This is a genomic window from Rhodoplanes sp. P11, assembly GCF_964266735.1.
GTDB lineage: Bacteria > Pseudomonadota > Alphaproteobacteria > Rhizobiales > Xanthobacteraceae > Rhodoplanes > Rhodoplanes serenus.
This window is the reverse complement of record NZ_CAXWGY010000001.1, coordinates 532,518-547,861: the sequence shown is the minus strand read 5'-3', so window position 1 is coordinate 547,861 and position 15,344 is coordinate 532,518. Positions and strand designations below refer to the sequence as shown.

At 71.8% G+C, this 15,344-nt stretch carries 11 protein-coding genes; 9 read left to right on the top strand and 2 right to left on the bottom strand.

Features of this window, described 5'->3' with window-relative positions; translation table 11 throughout:
• Nucleotides 1-600: 600 nt before the first annotated feature.
• Together ACFQUV_RS02480 and ACFQUV_RS02475 are read left to right on the top strand one after the other, a co-directional pair.
• Complete coding sequence (locus ACFQUV_RS02480; RefSeq protein WP_111386957.1) at nt 601-1,392, top strand: M48 family metallopeptidase; 792 nt, start codon at nt 601-603, stop codon at nt 1,390-1,392.
• A gap of 318 nt (nt 1,393-1,710) precedes the next feature.
• Complete coding sequence (locus ACFQUV_RS02475) at nt 1,711-2,910, top strand: multidrug effflux MFS transporter (RefSeq protein WP_165364040.1); 1,200 nt, start codon at nt 1,711-1,713, stop codon at nt 2,908-2,910.
• Between the two features lie 34 nt (nt 2,911-2,944).
• On the opposite strand, the gene ACFQUV_RS02470 is transcribed toward ACFQUV_RS02475, so the two are convergent.
• A complete protein-coding gene (locus tag ACFQUV_RS02470) occupies nt 2,945-5,284 on the bottom strand; it encodes a transglycosylase domain-containing protein (RefSeq protein ID WP_129610134.1) in 2,340 nt (779 codons plus the stop codon).
• Nucleotides 5,285-5,467: 183 nt separating this feature from the next.
• Between ACFQUV_RS02470 and ACFQUV_RS02465 the strand changes: the two genes are divergently transcribed.
• From ACFQUV_RS02465 to ACFQUV_RS02440, 6 genes are all read left to right on the top strand, one after another.
• Complete coding sequence (locus ACFQUV_RS02465) at nt 5,468-6,595, top strand: endonuclease domain-containing protein (RefSeq protein ID WP_129610136.1); 1,128 nt, start codon at nt 5,468-5,470, stop codon at nt 6,593-6,595.
• Nucleotides 6,592-7,272, top strand: coding sequence for a hypothetical protein (locus ACFQUV_RS02460; protein ID WP_129610138.1), 681 nt, complete (start codon nt 6,592-6,594; stop codon nt 7,270-7,272). Before ACFQUV_RS02465 ends, ACFQUV_RS02460 begins: the two co-directional genes overlap by 4 nt.
• Entirely contained in the window at nt 7,269-10,433 is a 3,165-nt protein-coding gene (locus ACFQUV_RS02455; RefSeq protein ID WP_129610140.1) for an ATP-binding protein, read from the top strand. The genes ACFQUV_RS02460 and ACFQUV_RS02455 overlap by 4 nt, the downstream gene beginning before the upstream one ends.
• 237 nt (nt 10,434-10,670) lie before the next feature.
• Nucleotides 10,671-11,201 (top strand): methanogen output domain 1-containing protein, encoded by a 531-nt coding sequence (locus ACFQUV_RS02450; RefSeq protein ID WP_111385688.1) that lies wholly within the window; start codon nt 10,671-10,673, stop codon nt 11,199-11,201.
• On the top strand, nt 11,185-12,249 hold the full coding sequence (locus tag ACFQUV_RS02445) for a sensor histidine kinase (protein ID WP_129610142.1): 1,065 nt from the start codon (nt 11,185-11,187) through the stop codon (nt 12,247-12,249). Before ACFQUV_RS02450 ends, ACFQUV_RS02445 begins: the two co-directional genes overlap by 17 nt.
• On the top strand, nt 12,230-12,715 hold the full coding sequence (locus ACFQUV_RS02440) for a response regulator (protein WP_129610144.1): 486 nt from the start codon (nt 12,230-12,232) through the stop codon (nt 12,713-12,715). The genes ACFQUV_RS02445 and ACFQUV_RS02440 overlap by 20 nt, the downstream gene beginning before the upstream one ends.
• 128 nt (nt 12,716-12,843) lie before the next feature.
• Here ACFQUV_RS02440 and ACFQUV_RS02435 read toward each other — a convergent pair whose 3' ends face one another.
• The gene (locus tag ACFQUV_RS02435; RefSeq protein WP_129610145.1) at nt 12,844-13,707 is read right to left on the bottom strand and encodes an aminoglycoside phosphotransferase family protein; all 864 of its coding nucleotides are present in this window, start codon (nt 13,705-13,707) and stop codon (nt 12,844-12,846) included.
• A gap of 292 nt (nt 13,708-13,999) precedes the next feature.
• Between ACFQUV_RS02435 and ACFQUV_RS02430 the strand changes: the two genes are divergently transcribed.
• Nucleotides 14,000-15,145: an asparaginase gene (locus ACFQUV_RS02430; protein ID WP_244601644.1), complete on the top strand. Its 1,146-nt coding sequence runs from the start codon at nt 14,000-14,002 to the stop codon at nt 15,143-15,145.
• Nucleotides 15,146-15,344 lie beyond the last annotated feature (199 nt).

Here is a 15,344-nt window from a genome sequence, read left to right as displayed (position 1 = left end):
GGACGAACCTAGACCCGCACGGCGTGGTTGCAAGTCCATGGTAATCGAATGGTTAATGTCGGGCACAGGGCCGCGCGTCCATCTTGTTCCTGGGATGGAAGGGCCGGGTCGGGGCCTGCGGCCACCGGCCACGACGAAGGTCCCGGGGCTGACGGCCGGGCGTCCCGGTCCAGACGGCCGGCTCCGTCGCCGCCGAAACGGCCCGCAGATCACCCCCGCCGCGCAGGTCCGCGGGGGTGCCGCTGAATGCCTCATCGATTCAATATCATAACGTCTTCCGCGGGGCGCCTCCCGGGGCGCAGGAGAGGGCCGGCGGCAGCACCGCCTAGACACGACGCTTCGGCTTTTGCAACGATTTTGGGATGGTCACGGACCGCTCCGGCAAACCGTTGATCATCCTCGCCCTTTGGCCATGCGTTCGAGTCGTGGCAGCCGGCCAATCTCCGAACCACAATTCATTTCTTCGCACCCCGGATTTCGGTGTTTCGATTTCGGGGATCACAACATCTGGCCCCTCCACCGGCGCCATTCCGGAGGGGCTTCACGGGACCACGAATATGGCACACTTCGCCTCCAGAGAGGGGGGCGGAACGGACCACGATGACCCTGCGCGCCATGCTCTATCGTCGCCCCAGCGAGCCCCACGCCATCGAGGTGGTGGTCGATCGCTCGATCTACCTGATCCGCCTGCGGCGGCATCGGCAGGCGCGCCGCTACACCCTGCGGGTCCAGGCCGCCACCCGGGACGTGGTGCTGACGATGCCGCCGCGCGGCACCGTCAAGGAGGCGCGCGACTTCGCCGAGCGGCACAGCGGCTGGATCGCCGCCCGCATGGGGCGGCTGCCGAAGCCGGCTCCGTTCGCACCCGGCACCGTGCTGCCGCTGCGCGGCACGCCGCACAGAATCGTCCATCGCCGCGGCGTCCGCGGCACCGTGTGGACCGAGACCGACGGCCATGGCGACAAGCTTCTCTGCGTCGCCGGCGAGCCGGAGCATCTGGAGCGCCGCGTCACCGACTTCCTGCGCCGCGAGGCCAAGCGCGACGTCGAGGTGGCGGCCCGCCACTACGCCGAGCAGATCGGCGTCAAGATCAAGCGCATCGCCATCCGCGACCAGACCAGCCGCTGGGGCTCGTGCTCGACCACCGGAGCGCTGTCGTTCTCGTGGCGGCTGGTGCTGGCGCCGCGCTACGTGCTCGACTATCTGGCCGCCCACGAGGTGGCGCATCTGGTCGAGATGAACCACTCGTCGCGATTCTGGCGGCTGCTGCTCAGGCTGTGCCCCGACATGCGGCGTGCCAAGGTGTGGCTCGACGTCCATGGCGCCGACCTGCACCGCTACGGCGCCCGCAAGGACGAGCCCGCCACGCGCCGCCGTCCGCCGGAAGCGTGACACCCCCGCCAGAAGCGTCACGGTCCGCTCCCGAAGCGTGACGACGCCGGACGCCGTCTCGGCTCCGCCGCGGCCTCGACAGACCACGTCACGCAGGCTACATCCCCGCTCGGCACGATGCTGCGGGTGAAGCCGGCGCCTTCGGCGACCCGCCCGGTCTGCGGCCCCACCAACGCGAGTCGGGGCCGCCCGTCGCGTCGTTCGCGCCCACGGCGCCGGACGACCTTCGCTGCGCGCCCCGCAAAGCGCATCGCACGCCGCCGCCGCTCCGGTCGGGCTCGCGCGCCCGTCGTCCCGAAAAGACGAACGGCTATACCTATGCTTCGCCCCTACACGTTCGCCCTCACCACCCTGCTGGCCGTGCTGACTGCGCTCGGCCCGCTCGCCATGGATCTCTACCTGCCGTCCTTCCCAGCGATCGCCACGACCTTCGGGACGACGCCGTCGCAGGTGCAGCTCACCATCTCCTGCTACATGATCGGCTTCGCGGTCGGGCAGCTGTTCTTCGGTCCGGTGTCGGATCGCCACGGCCGCAAGCCGGTGCTCTCCTTCGCGCTCGTGGTGTTCTGCCTCGGCACCCTCGCCTGCGCGGTCGCCCCGTCGATCGGCACGCTGATCGCGGCCCGCACCCTGCAAGGGGCCGGCGCGTCCGGCGTCATCGTGCTGGCCCGCGCCGTGGTGCGCGATCTCTACGACGGGACGCGCGCCGCCCGCGAGATGTCGCTGATGGCGGCCATCATGGGTATCGTGCCGATCCTGGCGCCGTTGGTCGGCGGCGTGCTGGAGGAGTGGCTCGGCTGGCGCGCCGGCTTCGTGCTGATCCTCGCGGCCGGGGTCGCCGCCATGGGGGTGGTGCGCCGGCTGCTGCCGGAGACGGTGCGCCCCTCGGCCCCCGGCCGGAACCTGCTGCGCGAGTCGCTCGCCTCCTTCGCGGTGATCGGCCGCAACCGGGCGTTCCTGGCCAATCTCGGCATCGCGACCGCGAGCTTCGCGGGCCTGTTCGCCTACATCTCCGGCTCGCCCTTCGTGATGCAGGACGTCTATGGGCTGACACCGACCGGCTTCGGCGTGTTCTACGGCGTCACCAGCCTCGGCTTCATCGGCGGCACCCTGATGGCGGCCCATCTCGTCATGCGGATCGGCCAGGAGCGCGTCGTCGCGCTCGGGGCCGTCGGGCTTTTGGCCGGCGGCCTCGGCACGATCGTGGCGGTGGCGGTCGCGCCGACGTCGCTGCTCGCGCTCGCGGTGGCCCTCACGATATTCCTGGCCGGGTTCGGGGCCGCGATGCCGCAGGCGCTCGCCGGCACCCTCCAGCCCTTTCCGGAGCGCGCCGGCGCCGCCTCCTCGCTGGTCGGCGCCGTGCAGCAGTCCGGCGGCGCCGCGGTGGGCGCCGTGGTCGGCCTGGCGATCGGCCGGACCGCCTGGCCGATGGTCATCGCCATCGCGGCGACCGGCGTGGCGAGCTTCGTGATCTGGGCGACCACCCGGCGCGTCCGCGCCGGCGCGGCGCGGCGCTGAACCAGCAGCAGCGCGCCGCCGCGACGCAGGCGCATCAGCGCCCGCCGAGCCGATCGAGGAACCAGCCGTCGAGCCCGGCCGCCGCGGCCGGGCGCACCGGCGCGCCGCCGATCGATCCGACCGGACCGCTCGGCGGCGGTGCCATCGCGGGCGGCGGACCGGCGCTCGACGCCGGCATCGTGGCGCCGCCGGGCGCACCGGCGAGCGGCGTCCCGGCAGGCACCGGCGGACTCGGGATCGGCCCGGACAGCCCGGGCAGGTCCACGACCGGGACGCCCGAATGGGCGCTGCGCATGAACCGGCTCCATGCCTCCACGGGCGGGCCGCCGCCGGTCATCTTGCGGGTGGGGGAGGAGTCGTCGTTGCCGAGCCACACGCCGGTGACCAGATAGCCGGTGTAGCCGACGAACCAGCCGTCGCGGAAATCCTGGCTGGTGCCGGTCTTGCCCGCCACCGGCCAGCCCGGCAGGGCGGCGTTGCGGGCCGTGCCGACCCGGATGGTCTCGCGCATCATTTGGTTCATCATCGCCACAGAGGCCGGCTCGATCACCCGGCCGAGCGTCGACGAGGGCCGTGCATAGATCACTTTGCCCTTGGGGCTGCGCACCCGCTCGACGACGTGCGGCACCGTGGCGAGGCCGCCATTGGCGAACGGCGTGTAGGCGTCGACCAGCTCCAGCAGCGAGGTCTCCGAGGTGCCGAGCGCCAGCGAGGCGTTGGGCTCCAGCTTGGAGGCGATGCCGAGCCGATAGGCGGTCTTCATCACCGCGGTCGGCCCGAACTCCAGGGTCAGCCGCACCGAGACCGTGTTGAGCGAATGGGCGAGCGCCTGGGTCAGCGTCACCGGGCCGTGGTACTCGCGCGTGTAGTTCTCCGGCTTCCAGCCCTTGACGGCGATCGGCTTGTCGTCGCGCAGCGTGTCGGGCCGCAGGCCGCGCTCGATGGCGGTGAGATAGATGAACGGCTTGAACGCCGAGCCGGGCTGCCGCTTGGCCGCCACCGCGCGGTTGAACTGACTCTCCTGATAGTTCCGGCCACCGACCAGCGCCCGCACGGCGCCCTCGGGCGTCATGGCGACGAGCGCCCCCTGCTGGACCCCGAAGCGCTCGCCGCGCTGCGCCAGGGTGTCGATCAGGGCGCGCTCGGCGAGAATCTGGAGGGCCGGGTCGACGGTCGTCTCCACCACCAGATCGTCCTCGACCTGGCCGACGATGTCGTTGACCACGTCCATCACCCAGTCGGCGACATAGCCGGCCGAGCCGCCGCCCGGCTTCACCACCCGCGGCGGGTCCGCCATCGCGGCCTTGATGGTCGCGTCCGGCACCATGCCCTCCTCGGCCATGGCGGCGAGCACGAGCTGGGCGCGGCGCTCGGCGCCGCCGTAGTTGCGGGTCGGCGCCAGCCGCGACGGCGACTTGACCAGGCCGGCGAGCAGCGCCGCCTCGCCGACCGAGACCTCGCGGGCCGACTTGCCGAAGTAGCGCTGCGCCGCCGCCTCGACCCCGTAGGCCCCCGAGCCGAAATAGACGCGGTTCAGGTAGAGCTCGAGGATCTCGCGCTTGGAGAACTTCTGCTCCAGCCACACCGCCAGCATCGCCTCCTCGAGCTTGCGCATCAGCGTGCGCTCGGGGCGCAGGAACAGGTTCTTGGCGAGCTGCTGGGTGATCGACGAGCCGCCCTGGGCGATGCCGCGGCGGGTGACATTGGCCCAGGCGGCGCGGGCGAGGCCGATCACGTCGAGCCCGAAATGCGTGTAGAAGCGCCGGTCCTCGATGGCGATGAAGGCGTTCGGCAGATGCGCCGGCATCTCCTTGAGGGCGATGGCGGAGCCACCCATGTCGCCGCGGCTGGCCATGAGGGTGCCGTCCATGCCGACGATCTGCACGGTCGGCGGCCGCTTCGGCACCTCCAGGGTGTGGACCGGCGGCAGATGCAGCGCCACCCAGGCGAACAGGCCGCCAGCCGCCACCACGGCCCACAGGCCGGCGACCGCCATCCAGTAGACGCCGCGGCCGAGCAGCGAGCCCTTGCGGGCCTTGGCCTTGCCGCCCTTCCGCGGGCGCGCCGCGCCGCCCTTGCGGGCGGCCGTGCTCCGGCCCCCACCGCCGCCGCCCCGCTTGGTCTCGGATGCCTGCGGCATCGGCGTGCCCCCGTCGATGTCGTCGTCGCGCCGTCGCTTCGCCGGCCGCGGAATCCCGACCTGGGCGTCCTCGTCGACGATGATGACGGGGGGCTTGCCGCGGCGCGGTTCGCCACGCTCCGGCGGCCGCACCTCGGGGGCGCGGCGCTCGCCGGCGCGGCCATCGCCGCCACGGCTGTCACCGCCCTTCTGGGCGGCCGGGCCGGAATCGCGCGGTCGTTTCGGCGGCGCCATGTCCCTCCCCGGCCGGACCGCAGGCGCGATCCCGTCTCGCCGGCGTCGCCCCCGCGGCGCCGGCCTGTCCCGGCGCGAGCGTAGCGGCGCGGCGTTTAAGCCGGGGTTAAGTCGGCCACAACCCGGGGATGATTAATGTCAGGACTTGAACATCATCGCGCGAGTCGCGATGGTTAGCCCGCCATGGATTCGGAGGCTCGGGGCACGACCGCATCGCTGCCGCCACCCGCCCTGCGGGCGGCCGACGTCGCCGCCTTCGTCCATGGGATTCCGGCCGGCTCGGTTCGTGCGCTGGGCGGGCTCGATCCGGGCTCCCTGCGGGTTCTGCTCGACGACACCGCGCCGCCGACCGGCCGCCGGGCCCTGTTCGTGCCGCTGATGCGGCCTGGTCCCGCCACCGCCCTGGTCGAGCAGATCGCCGATCATCTCGCCGCGATGGCGCAGCGCCTGTGGCCCGTCTGGTTCGGCACCATCGACTTCGCCGATTGCGGCCGGGACGGGCTCGGTCGAGCGGCGGCAGCCGCCCGCATCGGCGCCGCCGCCGGCCGGACGCCGGGACTGCTGCGACCGTGGGCCGAGCGGGCGGTGCGGCTCGCCCTCAGCGGCCATCCTCCCCGGGTCGACGGCACCCCGAAAGCGACCGAGATCGCGCAGCTCGCCCGCGTGAGTGGCCCCGACGGGCTGGTGCTGGTGGTGGATGCGGCGTCCCCCGGGCTGGCCGATGACCGCCTGGTGCGGGCGCTCGAATGGATCGCCGAGACGGCCGACCTGGCCGTGCTGACCCTGTTCCCGGAGCTTCCCGCCAGCCGCCCGCCGCTCGACCGCCTGCTGCACGACGCCCGGACGCTGGCCTCCGAGACCGCTGCGGGAGCCGGCGGCGCCGACACCGTGCTGTCCACCCGCGAGCCCGCCCGGGACGCCCCAGCATCCTGGCTGGCGCCGGTCTGCGGCATGCCGCACCCGCTGAGCGAGATCGAGCAGCGCATCGCCGCGCTACTGGCCGCCGACCGCGAGCTGTCGTCGCTGTTCCGCTTCAACCAGCCGATCCGGACGGTGCGCGGCTCGACCTATCGGGTCGATCTCGTCTGGATCGAGGGACGGCTCGCCGTCGAGCTCGACGGCGACGACCACGCGCTGCGGCGCAAGTTCATCGACGACCGCCACCGCGACTACGAGCTGATGCTCAGCGGCTTCACGGTGCTGCGGCTCGCCAATGCCGAGATCGAGCAGGATTTCGGCCGCGCCATCGAGAAGATCCGCGATCTGGTGGGCTTGTGCCGGTCGCGCCGGGGAACGGAGGGGACGACGTGACGAAGACGACGCTCAGCCCGAGACAGACGCTGATCGTGTGGGGCCTCCTGGTCCGTGACGGTGGCGTGCAGTTCCAGAAGGACATCCGCCCCGAGCCGTCACCGGCCGACCGCAGGGCGCTGGAGGCCGCCCGCCTGATCACGGTCGGCAAGCGGACCCGGCAGGGAATCCCGATCGCGCTGACCGATCACGCCTGGAGCTGGGCCGCCGACAACCTCGGCAAGGCGCTGACGATCAACACCAACGCCGGCACCGCGATTCTCCAGGGATGGCTCACCCGGCTCGACGCCTACATGCGGGCCCAGAACGTGGCGCTCGCCGACATTCTCGGGCCGCAGCGGCCCCGTCGCAGCGACGACGAGACGCCCGCCGAGACGCCCGCGGTTGCGCCGCCGTCCGCCGATCCCGCCGATCAGGGGTCGCGCGCCCGAATCCGGGCCGCCTGCCTCGACCTCGCCGGCGGCGCGCTCAACACCCGCGTGCTGCTGCGCGACCTGCGGGCCAAGCTGCCCGACATCGACCGCGCCACGCTCGACGCGGCACTCAAGCGGATGGAGCAGGACGACGAGGTGTCGCTGATGCCGCTCGACAACCGCATCGAGATCGGCGAGGCGGACCGCGCGGCGGCGCTCCATGTCGGCCGCGAGCCGCGCCACATCGTGTGGGTGGTGCGATGACCGACGCGCTTACTGCCCTGCGTGCCGTCGACTTCGACTGGGTGCGATCGCTCGACAGCGTGTGGCGCGATCCACCCTTCCACGTGGCCACCCTCAACGCCGGCGCCGCCGACGACGTGATGGCCTACTTCCTCGCCGCGACCCGTGACCCGGCCGCGAACCGCAGCGGCCGCATCGTGGTCGGCCCCGCCGGCCGCGGCAAGACCCACCTGATCGGCGAGCTGCGCCGCCGCGCCTGGGCGGACGACGCCTGGTTCGTCCTTCTGAACTTCATCGGCATCCGCGACTTCTGGTCGTCGGTGGCGCTCGGCTTCCTCAACTCGCTCCAGGTCAAGCGCGGCGACGGGCAGACGCAATACTACCGCCTGGTGCTCAAGCTCGCCTCGACGCTGGAGCTGCACGCCCAGCTCTCGGCGATCGCCAAGCGCTATCACGGCCGCCCGCGCGAGATCATCGGCGAGCTGGTGCGCGCCTTCGTCGGGGCGCTCGGCAAGCGCTTCCGGGAGGAGACGATGCAGCACGCCGACGTCATCCGCGCCCTGGTGCTGCTGATCTCCGACGAGCTGGACTGCGCCAGCGTGGCGCACGGCTGGCTCCAGGGCATGGAGATCGATACGGAGGCCGCCCGCGAGTTCGGCTTCCGCACCGCGCGCAAGCCCGCCATCGAGATCGTCCGTGGCCTCTCCTGGATTCTGAGCCTGACCGGGCCGACCATGATCGCCATCGACCAGATCGACGCCATCGTCAGCGAGAACAATCTGCGGGCGCTGATCCCCACCACGACGCTCGACGAGGAGCAGCAGAAGGCCCAGTCGATCATCGAGGCGCTCGCCGGCGGCCTGATGGATCTGCACGAGCAGAAGGTGCGGGCCGTGACGGTGATCTCCTGCCTCGAAGCCACCTGGGAGGTGCTGCGGGCGCGAGCCACCAGCGCCGTCACCGACCGCTACACGGCGCCGCTGGTGCTCAAGCCGATCACCAGCGCCGAGGCGGCGCGCGCCCTGATCGCCGCACGGCTGGCCGACGGCTATGCGCGCAGCAGCTTCACGCCGCCGCACGAGACCTGGCCGTTCGCGTCGGAGGCGTTCGAGAGCGCCCGCAACCTGACGCCGCGCGAGCTGCTGAAGCTGTGCGACGAGCACCGCACCCGCTGCCTCGCCGACGGCACCGTGAGTGTCTGCGCGTCGTTCGACGGGCCGGCGCCAGTGAAGCCGGGCAACGGCCGATCGAACGGCCTCGATGCCGAGTTCGGGCTCGCCCTGGCGCTCGCCTCGGCGGACGGGCTGCTCGGCCCCGACGGCGAGGACCATCTGCGCGATCTTCTCGACACCATCCTGGGCCTCTATGCCAAACATCTCGACCTGCCCGCCGACATCGACGTGACGGTGCAGCGCGATCCCGACCAGCGGCGGCCTTCGCTGCACGGGCGCCTGTCGTTCACCTTCAGGGCCGAGGCCGACCGCGAGCAGCACTATTGCTTCCGCGTCATCGGCCACAGCAACGCCATCGCGTTCCAGACTCGCCTGCGCTCGGCCATCACCGCCTCGGGCATCGACACCGCGTTGCGGTTCCGCCACCTGTTCGTGCTGCGCCGCGACCCGCCGCCGAGCGGCGCCCGCACCCGGACGCTGCTCGACCAGTTCGCGGCCGCCGGCGGCACGTTCATCGCGCCGACCGACGACGACCTGTGCGCCTTCCTGGCGCTGCGCGACATGGCGCAGCGCATGCCGCCCGGCTTCGAGGCGTGGCTGCGCCAGCGCCGGCCGCTGTTCGACACCACGTTCTTCAAGGCGGCCGGCCTGTGTCCGCCGCCGTTCCTGGACCAACCGCCGCCCGCCCGACCGGCGCCACCGACGCCGGCCGCAGTCTCACCCGAGGATACCCGCGCCGCAGTCCCGCCGAAGCCGGCCCCGCAGCCCGCCGGGACGGAGGCGCGGACGATCCCGATCGGCCGCCGTCACGAGCGCGGCGTCGACGGCGAGGCCGTGTCGCTCGAAGCCGATCTCTTGCCGCGCCACGTCGCCATCCTGGCCGGCTCCGGCTCCGGCAAGACGGTCCTGCTGCGCCGGCTGGTGGAGGAGGCGGCCCTGCTCGGCATTCCGGCGATCGTGCTCGATCCCAACAACGACCTGTCGCGTCTCGGCGAGCCGTGGCCAGTGACGCCCGACGGCTTCACGGCGGACGACGAGGCGAAGGCGGCGCGCTACATCGGGACCACCGAGGTGGTGATCTGGACGCCGGGGCGCAGCGCCGGCAATCCGGTCTCGCTCGCCCTGCTGCCCGACTTCGCCGCCATCGGCGACGACCGCGACGAGATCGACCAGGCGGTCGAGATGGCGCGGGCGACGCTGGAGCCGTTCGTCGCCGCGACCGGCACGAGCGCCCGCCTCAAGACGGGCGTGCTCAGCGCCGCGCTGCGCCGCTTCGCCGAGCGGGGCGGCGGCTCCCTCGCGGATCTGGTGCGGCTGCTGGAAGATCTGCCCGACGGCATCAGCCAGGTCAGCAAGGCCGGCAAGCTCGCGGCCGACATGGCCGACCAGCTTCACGCCGCCACCGAGAGCAACCCGCTGCTGCGCGCCGGCGCCACCAGCCTCGATCCGGCGCTGCTGTTCGCCAGCCCGCGCGGCCGCACCCGCATCTCGATCGTCAACCTGGCGGGCCTGGCCAGCGACGACGCCCGCGACGCCTTCGTCAACCAGCTCCAGATGGCGCTGTTCACCTGGATCAAGCGCCACCCGAGCGCGAGCGGCCGCCTCTACGTGCTCGACGAGGCGCAGAACTTCGTGCCCTCGCAGGCCGGCACCGCCTGCAAGGCGAGCGCCCTGTCGCTCGCCGCCCAGGCCCGCAAGTACGGCCTCGGCATGGTGCTGGCGACCCAGACCCCGAAGGGCATCGACAACCGCATCGTGTCGAACTGCACGACGCACTTCTACGGCCGCATGGCGTCGCCGGCGACCATCGAGGCGACGCGCGAGCTGATGGCCGCCAAGGGCGGCGACGCCGACGACATCGGGCGGCTCGGGCGCGGCGAGTTCTGGTTCTCGACCGAGGGGCTGCGACGGCCCGTCAAGGTCCGCACGCCGCTCTGTCTCAGTCATCACCCGGCGAACCCACCCACTGCGGAGGACATCCTGACGATGGCGCGCACGCACGCCCCGTGAGCACGCGCCGTGAGCAGGCGCCGTGATCGGCGAAGGCTCCGCGGCGCGGTGATCGATCGACCGCGCAGGCGACGGAGGTAGCCTCACGCCTCGCTGTCGAACACAGGCGGTGCCCGGCGCGATCGCGCGGCGGTGCTCCGCATGCGACAATCGCGCCGCGGACGTTCGCGCGGCGGGAGTTGCCGGCCGATCCACCGCCGCTTAAGTTCGGAGGCTTGTCCTTGTCCCGAGACCGCGATGCCCACCCCCGACGTCGCTCCGCACGAACCTCTGACCCATGACGCCTTCCTGCGGCGGCTGATCCGCGAGCTGACCGGGACGTTGCAGGACGTCGTTGGTCTCGAGGAGGCGTCCGGCTACATCAGCACGGTCGGCGCCGTGATGGGCGAGCACATCGACCAGCAATACCGGCTGGCGCTCGCCGTCGACCGCCTCAGCCGCGAGCAGGTCACCGCGGTTCTCGTCGATCTCAAGCGCCGCATCGACGGCGACTTCTTCGTCATCGAAGAGAGCGAGGACCGCATCGTGCTCGGCAACCGCCGTTGCCCGTTCGGCGACGCGGTGCGCGATCGTCCGTCCCTCTGCATGATGACCTCCAACGTGTTCGGCTTCATCGCGGCCCAGAATCTCGGCTATGCGGCGGTCGACTTGCAGCAGACCATCGCGGCCGGGCATCCGACCTGCCGGGTGGTGGTGTCGCTCAAGCCGGCCCCTCACCCTTCCCCGGCCCTGCGCGAATACTTCCAACGCGATGACATGCTCGGCTGACGTCCGATCGCTGTTCGACGCGATCTCGGGTCCGGCCTTCCTGGTCTCCGCGCGAGGCCGCATCGCGGCCGCCAATCGCGCCGCCGTGGCGCTGCTCGGCCGCGACCCGGCCGGCGACGACGTGGCGGTGCTCGACCCCGACGATCCTGCCGGGGTGCGCACCTTCGTGTGGCGCGCCTCGGGCTCCACGCAGCCCATCCTGGGTCGCCTGCGGCCGAAGGCACCGGACGGGTCCGTGCGGGTCCTGCGCTGCCACGGCCAGCGTCTCGCATCGGCCGCGACGGACGACGCGCGCAACGTCCTGATCCAGTGCGTCGCCATCGAGGAGCGTTTCGCGGCACTCGCCGACCGCGTCCGCGAGCTCAATGCCGAGGTGCGCCGACGGCGGCACATTCAGGCGGTGCTGGAAGAGTCGCTGCGCGAGCGCGATCTTCTGATGCGCGAGCTGCATCACCGGGTGAAGAACAACCTCCAGGTCGTTTCCGGGCTGCTGGCGGCGGCCTGCGCCGAGACCAGCTCCGAGGATGCGCGGGTGGCGCTGCGCGACGCCGCCGCCCGGGTCGGTGCGATCGCCACCGTGCAGCATGTGCTCTATGCCCACGAGCAGGCCGACACGGTGCGGGCCGACAAGATCGTCGAGCGACTGATCGAGTCGCTGCGCGCCGGCGGCACCCTGGAGGGGTGCCGGCCGACGCTGTCGCTCGCCGAGGTGGCGCTGCCCATCGAGGCGGCGGCGCCGCTCGCTCTCATCCTCAACGAGCTCGTCACCAACGCCGCCAAGCACGGCCGCCGCGACGGCGCGCCGGTCGCGATCCATATCGGCTTGGCGAAGACCGACGGCGAGACGATCCTGTCCATCGCTGACGACGGGCCGGGCTTCGACCTCACCCACACCCGCAAGCGCGCCTCCGGCCTCGGGTTGGTGCGCGGGCTGTTGCGACAGATCGGCGGACGGATCGAGGTGGCGAACCGTGACGGCGCCACCTGCACGATCCATCTGAGAACCTACCCGGACGAGGACGCCCCGGATGATCCGTCTCGCGCCTGACCGCCTCGCGTATCCGGCCCGGGCGAGTGCGCGCCTGCTCGCTCCCGACCACGGCGGCGGCGCCATGGGCACCGGCCGGCCGCATCGCATCCAGATCGTCGAGGACGACTACTTCATCGGCATGCAGATCGAGGACGCCCTCGCGGCGGCCGGTTACGAGATCGTCGGCATCGCGCCGGACCGCCGCGAGGCGATCGCGCTCGCCGGCCGCACGACCCCGGACCTGGTACTGATGGACATCCGGCTCGCCCGCGGCAGCGACGGCGTCGAGACGGCGATCGAGCTGCGGCGACGCTACGGCCTGCGCTGCGTCTTCGTCACCGCCCATGCGGACGCGGGCACACGCGCCCGGGCCGACCCGGCGCAACCGCTCGGCTGGGTCACCAAGCCGTTCACGCCGGCGACGCTGGTGGGGATCGTGAAAGCCGCGCTGGCCGCCGACGACGGCGGCGAGGACGTGACCTAGAGCGCAGTCCGATCCGACTGGATCGTATTCCGCTCCAGAAGTCCTTGCACGATCGCATTTTCGACGGCGAACCGGCGTCCACTTCGCCGGACAATGCTCTAGTCTCGCCGCAGGTTCTTTCGCAGGCGTCAGCTCTCCAGCTCGGCGGCGGCGAGGGCCGCAACCGTGAGATCGACCCGGGCGGGATCGCCGTCGGCGAGATACCAAACCGCCGAAAGCCCGGTCCAGGTCAGAATCCATTCCAGCAATCGCACGCGATCGAGGCCGGCCGCCGCCGTGACGATCGCCAGGCGCCGGCGGAACCGCTCCGGCACCACCGCCACTGGCGGCTCCGGATAATCGAGATCCGGGTTGGTGAAGATGTTGGCGTAGTCGAAGCCGCGCTCGCCGATCCGGCTCTTGGGGTCGATGGCGAGGATGCCCCGCGGCCCGAAATCGAGCACGTTGCCGTGGTGCAGGTCGCCGTGCAGCACCACGATGTCGCGCGGCGCCGCGAGGAGCCGGCGCGCCGTGGCGGCGCCATGCCTCAGAAGATCGCGGCAATCGGCATCCGGCAGGGCGTCGGCGAGGCCGCCGGGCGCCACCGCCTGCTCCAGATCGACGAACAGGCGCGACAGCGGCGTCAGGCCGCTCGGCGGATGCGGCCGCGGGACATGCAGGCGAGCCACGACATCGCAGAGAATACGGCAGGCCGCATCGTCGTCGCCGGATCGCGACAGGGTGACGAGGGCGTCCGGATCGGCCGCCCGCTCCATCAGCACCGCCTCCTCGTCGCGGGCGAGCACGCGGGCGGCGCCGTCGCCGTCCCACCACGCCATCACGGCGGCGCCGATGCGCTCCTCCGGATCGTGCGTCACCTTCAGCATGGCGGGGGCGCCGCTCCACCGCACCGGCAACAGCCGGCTCGTCGGGGTGATGATCGCGGCACCGTCGGGCACCAGCGACCAGCGGCCGAGCCAGGGCTCGAAGCGAGCATCGTCGTCATCACGCATGGTCCCGGCGTGGCGCCTGAATTCGGCAGCAGGAAGACGAATGCCACGACGACGGCGCTCATCGAGCTCGGCCGCATCCGACGGTGGCGCGGCACCGTGCCGCGTACTCTTGCGGTGACGCCGCGACCACCGCACAATCGCGGTCCTTCGTCCAGCCCTTTCGGGGACGTGCCCCCGGCGTCGTCGACGCACGCACCCCAGAGATCCGCACTCTACGGCCTTCTGCCTGCGATCCAGCGCCGCGCCCGGCACGACCCACCGGACGACTCAACCCTCGGAGAGACGCATGCCCATGACAGCGATCAGATCGCTCCCGCCGCGCCCCGCCCGACGTCCCACCACGCGCCTCGGCACCCTGCCGCTCGGCGCCGCGCTCGCGGCCGCGACGCTCATGACCGCGCTGCCGGTCGATCGCGCCGGCGCGCAGAGCGCGCCAGCAAGTGCGCCGGGCAGCAACCAGCCGGTCTGCACTCTGGTCGCCACCGGCGGCACCATCGCCATGAAGATCGATCCGGTGAAGCAGGCGCCGGTGCCGGCGATCTCCGGCGACGATCTCCTCGCCACCGTGCCAGAGGTCGGCAAGTACGCCCGCATGGAGGTGAAGAACATCTCCAACGTTCCGTCCGGCTATATGGACCCGCCGCGCTGGGTGGCGCTCACCAAGGAGGTGACGGCGGCGCTGGAGCGCCCGGAGGTGTCGGGCGTCATCGTCTCGCACGGCACCGACACGCTGGAGGAGACGGCCTGGTGGCTCGACCTCACGGTCCAGTCCGACAAGCCGATCATCCTCATCGGGGCGCAGCGCAACGCCTCCGAAAAGGACTTCGACGGGCCGCGCAATCTCACCAACGCGGTGCGCATCTGCGTCGACGCGCAGGCCAAGGGCAAGGGTGCCATGATCGCCCTCAACGACCAGATCAACGCGGCGCGCGACGTCACCAAGGTGCACACCTCGGCGGTGGAGACGTTCCGCTCCGGTGACTTCGGCTTCCTCGGCGTCGTCGATCCCGACCGCGTGATCTTCGCGCGCTCACCGGCACGCCGCCAGCACGTGCCGCTGAAGGCCGACACCATGCCGCTGGTCGAGATCGTCTCGATGTATGGCGGCGCCGACGGCCGGCTGGTCAAGGCGGCGGTCGACCAGGGCGCCAAGGGCATCGTGATCGAGGCGCTCGGCTGGGGCAACGTCAATCCGCCGATGTTCGCGGCCATCAAGGAGGCGATCGGCAAGGGCGTGCCGGTGGTGATCTCCACCCGCGTGCCCACCGGCCGGGTGATGCCGGTCTACGGCTTCGAGGGCGGCGGCAAGACGCTGGCGGATGCCGGCGCCATCATGGCCGACGACCTGTCGCCCCAGAAGGCCCGCATCCTGCTGATGCTGCTGCTTCAGAACGGCGTCAGCGAGGCCAAGGCGGTGCAGGCGGCATTCAGCCGCTGAGCCGCCATGCGGCGGGTCTCAAAACGAGAATCCGGCTGATCCATGGGTGGTCATGTATGGACGGCCCCTGGTTGGCAAGGGTGCTTTGTGGGCTTGGCGGGGCGGATCGGGAGCGGTCATGTATCCGGCCTTTGGATGCGGTCGATGACCGCTGGCCCTGAGGGACTTCGCGGATCGGGCTCCGAACATTCCGACGCAT

Bases quoted from the DNA above. Each gene is read 5' to 3' on its own strand.
- ACFQUV_RS02435 (WP_129610145.1), bottom strand. From the start codon at position 13,707: ATGCGTGATGACGACGATGCTCGCTTCGAGCCCTGGCTCGGCCGCTGG.
- ACFQUV_RS02450 (WP_111385688.1), top strand. From the start codon at position 10,671: ATGCCCACCCCCGACGTCGCTCCGCACGAACCTCTGACCCATGACGCC.
- ACFQUV_RS02455 (WP_129610140.1), top strand. From the start codon at position 7,269: ATGACCGACGCGCTTACTGCCCTGCGTGCCGTCGACTTCGACTGGGTG.
- ACFQUV_RS02440 (WP_129610144.1), top strand. From the start codon at position 12,230: ATGATCCGTCTCGCGCCTGACCGCCTCGCGTATCCGGCCCGGGCGAGT.
- ACFQUV_RS02475 (WP_165364040.1), top strand. From the start codon at position 1,711: ATGCTTCGCCCCTACACGTTCGCCCTCACCACCCTGCTGGCCGTGCTG.
- ACFQUV_RS02470 (WP_129610134.1), bottom strand. From the start codon at position 5,284: ATGGCGCCGCCGAAACGACCGCGCGATTCCGGCCCGGCCGCCCAGAAG.
- ACFQUV_RS02465 (WP_129610136.1), top strand. From the start codon at position 5,468: ATGGATTCGGAGGCTCGGGGCACGACCGCATCGCTGCCGCCACCCGCC.
- ACFQUV_RS02430 (WP_244601644.1), top strand. From the start codon at position 14,000: ATGACAGCGATCAGATCGCTCCCGCCGCGCCCCGCCCGACGTCCCACC.
- ACFQUV_RS02445 (WP_129610142.1), top strand. From the start codon at position 11,185: ATGACATGCTCGGCTGACGTCCGATCGCTGTTCGACGCGATCTCGGGT.
- ACFQUV_RS02480 (WP_111386957.1), top strand. From the start codon at position 601: ATGACCCTGCGCGCCATGCTCTATCGTCGCCCCAGCGAGCCCCACGCC.